Source organism: Pseudomonas sp. KK4 (genome assembly GCF_001984065.1).
Lineage (GTDB): Bacteria > Pseudomonadota > Gammaproteobacteria > Pseudomonadales > Pseudomonadaceae > Aquipseudomonas.
In genome coordinates, this window is sequence record NZ_LYVP01000194.1 from 1 (window position 1) to 5735 (window position 5735).

5 protein-coding genes and 1 tRNA gene are annotated in these 5735 nt (G+C 62.8%); 3 read left to right on the plus strand and 3 right to left on the minus strand.

Features of this window, described 5'->3' with window-relative positions:
* The first annotated feature begins 84 nt into the window (after positions 1-84).
* On the plus strand, positions 85-363 hold the full coding sequence (locus B0W55_RS28390; RefSeq protein WP_077049221.1) for a Rho-binding antiterminator: 279 nt from the start codon (positions 85-87) through the stop codon (positions 361-363).
* 8 nt (positions 364-371) lie between these two features.
* On the opposite strand, the gene B0W55_RS28395 is transcribed toward B0W55_RS28390, so the two are convergent.
* Positions 372-1121: an SDR family oxidoreductase gene (locus tag B0W55_RS28395; protein ID WP_077049225.1), complete on the minus strand. Its 750-nt coding sequence runs from the start codon at positions 1119-1121 to the stop codon at positions 372-374.
* A 98-nt stretch (positions 1122-1219) separates the two neighbouring features.
* Between B0W55_RS28395 and B0W55_RS28400 the strand changes: the two genes are divergently transcribed.
* Positions 1220-2125, plus strand: a complete 906-nt coding sequence (locus B0W55_RS28400; protein ID WP_077049222.1) for a LysR family transcriptional regulator — start codon at positions 1220-1222, stop codon at positions 2123-2125.
* A gap of 144 nt (positions 2126-2269) precedes the next feature.
* On the opposite strand, the gene B0W55_RS28405 is transcribed toward B0W55_RS28400, so the two are convergent.
* Positions 2270-3370 (minus strand): polyamine ABC transporter substrate-binding protein, encoded by a 1101-nt coding sequence (locus B0W55_RS28405; protein ID WP_077049223.1) that lies wholly within the window; start codon positions 3368-3370, stop codon positions 2270-2272.
* A gap of 254 nt (positions 3371-3624) precedes the next feature.
* Positions 3625-3699 (minus strand) — tRNA-Gln (locus B0W55_RS28410).
* A 330-nt stretch (positions 3700-4029) separates the two neighbouring features.
* On the opposite strand from B0W55_RS28410, the gene B0W55_RS28415 reads away from it, so the two are divergent.
* On the plus strand, positions 4030-5735 hold a 1706-nt coding region (locus B0W55_RS28415; protein ID WP_077049224.1), incomplete at its 3' end, for an amidase.

A 5735-nucleotide genomic window follows, 5' to 3' on the forward strand; every position in this document is an offset into this window, starting at 1 on the left:
GCTCCCACAGGGTTTTGCGTCCGGCATTGAACAGGTGGTTCTGCTAAGTTGAATAATCCATCCCGCAGCGGCCCGGAGTCCCCCATGAACACCTATCAACCCATGAACTGCGACCTGTACGACTATCTGGAAATCGCCTGCATGCGCGGCTATCGGCTGGAGGTCGAACTGCACGACGGCGGGCGGTTGCAGGCCAGGGCGCTGACCACCCGCACCGCCAGCACCAAGGAAGAGTTCCTGCTCCTGGAGACCGAGGACGGCCAGCGGGAGATCCGTCTGGATCAACTGCTGGCCATCACCCCGCTGGACGCCAATGCGCAGTTCGGCCGGGTGGTGTTTTCCGATGCGGTCTGCTCGTTTTAGCGCCGACCTCAGACCAGTGACATGCCGCCGTCGACGTGCAATTCGATGCCGTTGACGAACGAACTGTCGCTGGACGCCAGGTACAACGCCGCTTGCGCCAGCTCATCGGCTTCGCCCAGGCGCCCGGCGGGGATCATGTCCGCCATCATCTGCATGAAGCCCGGGCGGTGCTCATCGGAAACACCCAGCTTGCCGATGATCGCCGTATCCACCGGGCCGGGGCTCAGGATGTTGACCCGTATCCGTCGCGCCCGCAGTTCCAGCGCCCATTGGCGGGCGAACGCGCCGATGGCGGCTTTGGAACCGGCGTATACCGCGTGGCCGTCGAGCACTTTGGTGGCGGCCAGGGAGCTGGTCAGGATGATGCTGGCGCCATCGCGCAACAACGGTGTGATCGATTGCACACCGAAAAATACGCCACGGGTGTTGATGTTGAATTGCGCATCGAACGCCTCGGGCGTGACCTGCTGCGAAGGCGTCAGGGTAATCACCCCGGCGTTGGCCATGTAGATGTCCAGGGCCCCGAATCGCTCACGCACACGTTCGGCCACCTCGGCATGATGCTCGAGGCTGGCAACGTCGCCGGTGATACCGATGGCACCATGACCGATCTGCCGCACGGCCTCGTCCACGACCGCCTGGCGCCGACCGCTGATGATCACCTGCGCCCCCTCTCGGGCGAACAGGCACGCCGAGGCCAGGCCGATACCGCTGTTGCCGCCGGTGATCACCGCGACTTTTCCTTGAAGACGTTGCATCTGCTGACTCCGCTGGTTGAAAGCGCGCAGTATCATGGCCGCCCACTACGCCAAACAGTCCAGCGAACGGCACATCAGTTGTGCTGCGGAGTCACACGATGTCGAGCCTGTTGAACCAGTCGGCCAGCCTGATTGCCTTTGTCCGCGCCGTCGAAGCCGGCTCGTTCAGCGCCGCTGCGCGCAACGCCGGGACCACGCCGTCGGCGATCTCCAAGAGCGTCGCCCGGCTGGAGGCGGAGCTCCATGCCAAGCTGTTCCGCCGCTCCACGCGCAGGCTCAGCCTGACGCCGGAAGGCCAGGCGTTTTTCGAGCGGGTCGCGCCGCTGTTGCAAGCCATCGACGACAGCGCCGATGCCCTGCGCCCCACCGGCGGCGCACGGGGCCATCTGCGGGTCAGCCTGCCCAGTGAATTGGGGCGCTTGTTGATGCCGCAGATTCACTCGCAGTTCCTCGCCGATCATCCGCAGGTGGAGCTGGACCTGACCTTGCTCGACCACCATGTCGAGGTGATCCGCGAAGGCTATGACGTGATCTTTCGGGTTGGCAACCTGGCCGACAGCGATTTGAAAAGCCGCACCCTCGCCCACCTCGACATGGCGCTGGTCGCTTCCCCGGCGCTCCTCGAAGCTTGGGGTAACCCGACCTCGATCGAGGCACTGCGCGCCCTGCCCTTCGTGCGCTACCAATTGAATGGTCGAACCTTGCCCATCGTCTTCGCCAACGGTGAAACCCTGGTCCCCCGCGGGCGCATCGGCCTGGACTCCGGCTTCGGCCTGCGTGCCGCGGCGCTGGAAGGGATGGGTGTGGCCTATCTGATGAAATGCACCGTGCAGCAGGACCTGGATTCAGGCGCGCTGGTGCAGGTACTGCCGGAACTACCCCTGCCGGCATTGGCGATCCATTCGCTGCATGCGTTCGGCTCGCTGACACCGATCCGGATCAAGCTGTTCGCCGATTTTGTGCAGCAGGCGCTGTTGGGATGGGGCGGGCAAAGTACGCGTTGAACACTAACCCGCGTTGCGCCTCTGGAGATCCCCTGTGGGAGCGGGCTTGCTCGCCAAAGCGCCGGGTCAGTCAATGATGATGCTGACAGCCATACCGCTTTCGCGAGCAAGCCCGCTCCCACAGGGGTTGGTGGTGTGTCCGTGTTACTTGTCTGACTTGATCGCAGTCCACACCCGGGTGCGCACCCGCTCCAGCTTCTGGGGCAACGGTTGCACGACATAAAGGGTCTTCAGGGCTTCGGCGGTCGGGGTCAGGTTGGGGTTGCCGGTGATGTCCTTGTTGATCAGTGCCAGCGAGTCCTTGTTGGCATTGGGGTAGCCGAGGAAATCACTGATCGGCGCGATGACCTTCGGATCGAGCAAGGTGTTGAGGAATTCGTGGGCTTCTTCGACGTTCTTCGCGCTTTTCGGAATGGCGAAAGTGTCGAACCAGATCGGCGCGCCCTCTTTCGGCAGGCGCCAATCGACCACCACGCCGTTGCCCGCCTCTTTCGCACGATTGCCGAATTGATAGAAGCTGCCGGAGTAACCGATGGCCACGCAGATATCGCCGTTGGCGATGTCGGTCATGTACTTGGCCGAGTTGAAATAGGTGACGTACGGGCGAACCTTGAGCATCAGCGCCTTGGCTTTTTCATAGTCGTCCGGGTTCTGGCTGTTGGGGTCCAGCCCCAGGTAATGCAGGGCGATCGGCAGGATCTCCGACGGCGAATCAAGCATCGCCACACCGCAGGCCTTGAGCTTTTCCATGTTCTGGGGCTTGAACACCAGATCCCAACTGTCCACCGGCGCATTCTCGCCCAGCGCCGCCTTGACCTTGGCCGGGTTGAAGCCGATCAGCACGGTGCCGTACATATAAGGCACGCCGTACTGATTGCCCGGGTCGTTCTTGTCCAGCAACTTGAGCAGCGCCGGGTCCTGGTGCTTCCAGTTGGGCAGCTTGGACTTGTCGAGTTTCTGGAACACCCCGGCCTTGATCTGGGTCTCGATGAACTGATTGGACGGCACCACCAGGTCGTAGCCGGAGTTGCCGGTCAGCAACTTGGCTTCCAGGGATTCATTGGTGTCGAAGGTGTCCCAGGTCACTTTGATGCCGGTGTTCTGGGCAAAGTCCTTGGGCACGGACGGCAGGATGTAGTCCGCCCAGTTGTACACCCGCAACTCGCGCTGTTCGGCCTGCACGGCGCTGGCCAGCAGCGTCAGCCCACACACCGTGGCGCCCAGAATGCGTTTGATGGTTTGCATGGATCAGTTCCCCAATGTCAGCTCGTCGGTTTTTATGGTTGGTCTACGGCAGCGGCCTGAAGAGTGGCCAAGGGCAAGGACAATAAAGATGCTGTTATGGCTTCGATTCTTGCTGACAGCCTAGTCGGTTCACAGCGCCAGGCAGGCCAAAAGGGGACCGTAATGGCCAATATCGGTGTCCGGATGGATCATGGGCAGTTTTCTGCGGGCATAAAAAAACGCCAGCCCTGTGAAGGACTGGCGTTTCTTGAAGATGGCAGGGGCGGCTGGATTCGAACCAACGCATGGCAGGATCAAAACCTGCTGCCTTACCGCTTGGCGACGCCCCTGTAAATGTTGCTACGAGTGTCTGGCACTCGATTCCGAATCACAACCGGTTTAACGAGCTGTGCTGGAATGCGCGGAAATTTATCAACTTTTGTTACGCCTGGGAAGCCCCTTCGACAATAATTTTTCTTTTAAAACAGCGACTTGTTCATCGAATTTTCCAAGGCATGGTGCAAAATGCCACGCCGAGGTTGAAATCCGGCCCTCGTCGCGTAAGGCTGTGCAACCAGTAACGTTAAGAAAACCTTTTATAGACGTGAGGTGCCTGTGCGCAAGATTGCCCGCCAGGTCAACACTCACCGCATCCCCCATTTGCTGCCGGTGCTGCCCGCATGATCGAAGTCACTGAAGTCTCCATTGCCCAACTGCGCGCTGCGCTCGAATCCGGCCAGACCACGGCGGTCGAACTGGTGCAGGCGTATCTTGCGCGCATCGACGCCTATGACGGCGCCGACACGCCGACCGCGCTCAATGCGGTGGTGGTGCGCAACCCGGACGCGCTGAAAGAGGCTCAGGCCTCCGATGCCCGTCGCGCCAAGGGCCAGACCCTCGGGCCGCTGGATGGCATTCCCTACACGGCCAAGGACAGTTACCTGGTCAAGGGCCTGACCGCGGCGTCCGGCAGCCCGGCTTTCAAGGACCTGATGGCCTGCCGCGATGCGTTCACCATCGAGCGTCTGCGCGGTGCCGGGGCGATCTGCCTGGGCAAGACCAACATGCCGCCGATGGCCAATGGCGGCATGCAGCGCGGGGTCTACGGCCGGGCCGAGAGCCCGTACAACGCTGACTACCTCACCGCACCCTTCGCTTCGGGTTCGTCCAACGGCGCCGGTACCGCCACGGCCGCCAGTTTTGCCGCGTTCGGCCTGGCGGAGGAAACCTGGTCCAGCGGTCGCGGCCCGGCGTCGAACAATGGCTTGTGCGCCTACACGCCGTCGCGCGGGGTGATTTCGGTGCGCGGCAACTGGCCGCTGACCCCGACCATGGACGTGGTGGTGCCCTTCGCCCGGACCATGGCCGACCTGCTCGAAGTGCTGGATGTGGTGGTGGCCGACGATCCGGACACCCGTGGCGACCTGTGGCGCCTGCAACCCTGGGTGCCGATCCCGAGCGTGGCGTCGGTGCGCCCTGCTTCCTATCAGACGCTGGCGGTGAAGGCTGATGCGCTGGCGGGCAAGCGCTTCGGCGTTCCGAAGATGTACATCAATGCCGACCCTGAAGCCGGCACCAGCGAAGCGCCGGGGATCGGTGGCCCGACCGGGCAGCGCATCAACACCCGCGCATCGGTGATCGGCCTTTGGCAGCAGGCGCGCAAGGCGCTGGAAGCGGCCGGTGCTGAAGTGTTTGAAGTGGATTTCCCATTGGTGTCCAACTGTGAGGGCGATCGCCCGGGGGCGCCGACCGTGTTCAATCGCGGGATCGTGTCCAAGGAGTTCCTGCACCATGAGTTGTGGGACCTGACGGCCTGGGCTTTCGATGATTTCCTGCAGGCCAATGGCGATCCGAAGCTGAACCGTCTGGTGGATGTCGATGGCCCGCTGATTTTCCCTCACGACCCGGGCACGCTGCCCAACCGTGAAGGCGACCTGGCGGCGGGCATGGATGAGTACGTGAAGATGGCTGAACGGGGCATTACGCCTTGGGACCAGATCAGCACGGTGCCTGATGGCCTGCGTGGGCTGGAGCGGACGCGCAAGTTGGATCTGGAAGACTGGATGGATCGGCTCGGGCTGGACGCGGTGTTGTTCCCGACGGTGGCCGATGTGGGCCCGGCGGATGCCGATGTCAATCCGGCGTCGGCGGACATCGCCTGGAGCAACGGTGTGTGGGTAGCCAACGGCAACCTCGCCATCCGCCATTTGGGTGTACCGACGGTCACCGTGCCCATGGGCGTGATGCCGGACATCGGCATGCCCGTAGGCCTGACCTTCGCCGGCCGCGCCTACGACGACTCGGCGCTGCTGCGCTTGGCCGCCGCATTCGAATCCACCGGCAACAAACGCCAGATCCCCCCACGCACCCCGCCCCTCTCCACCCG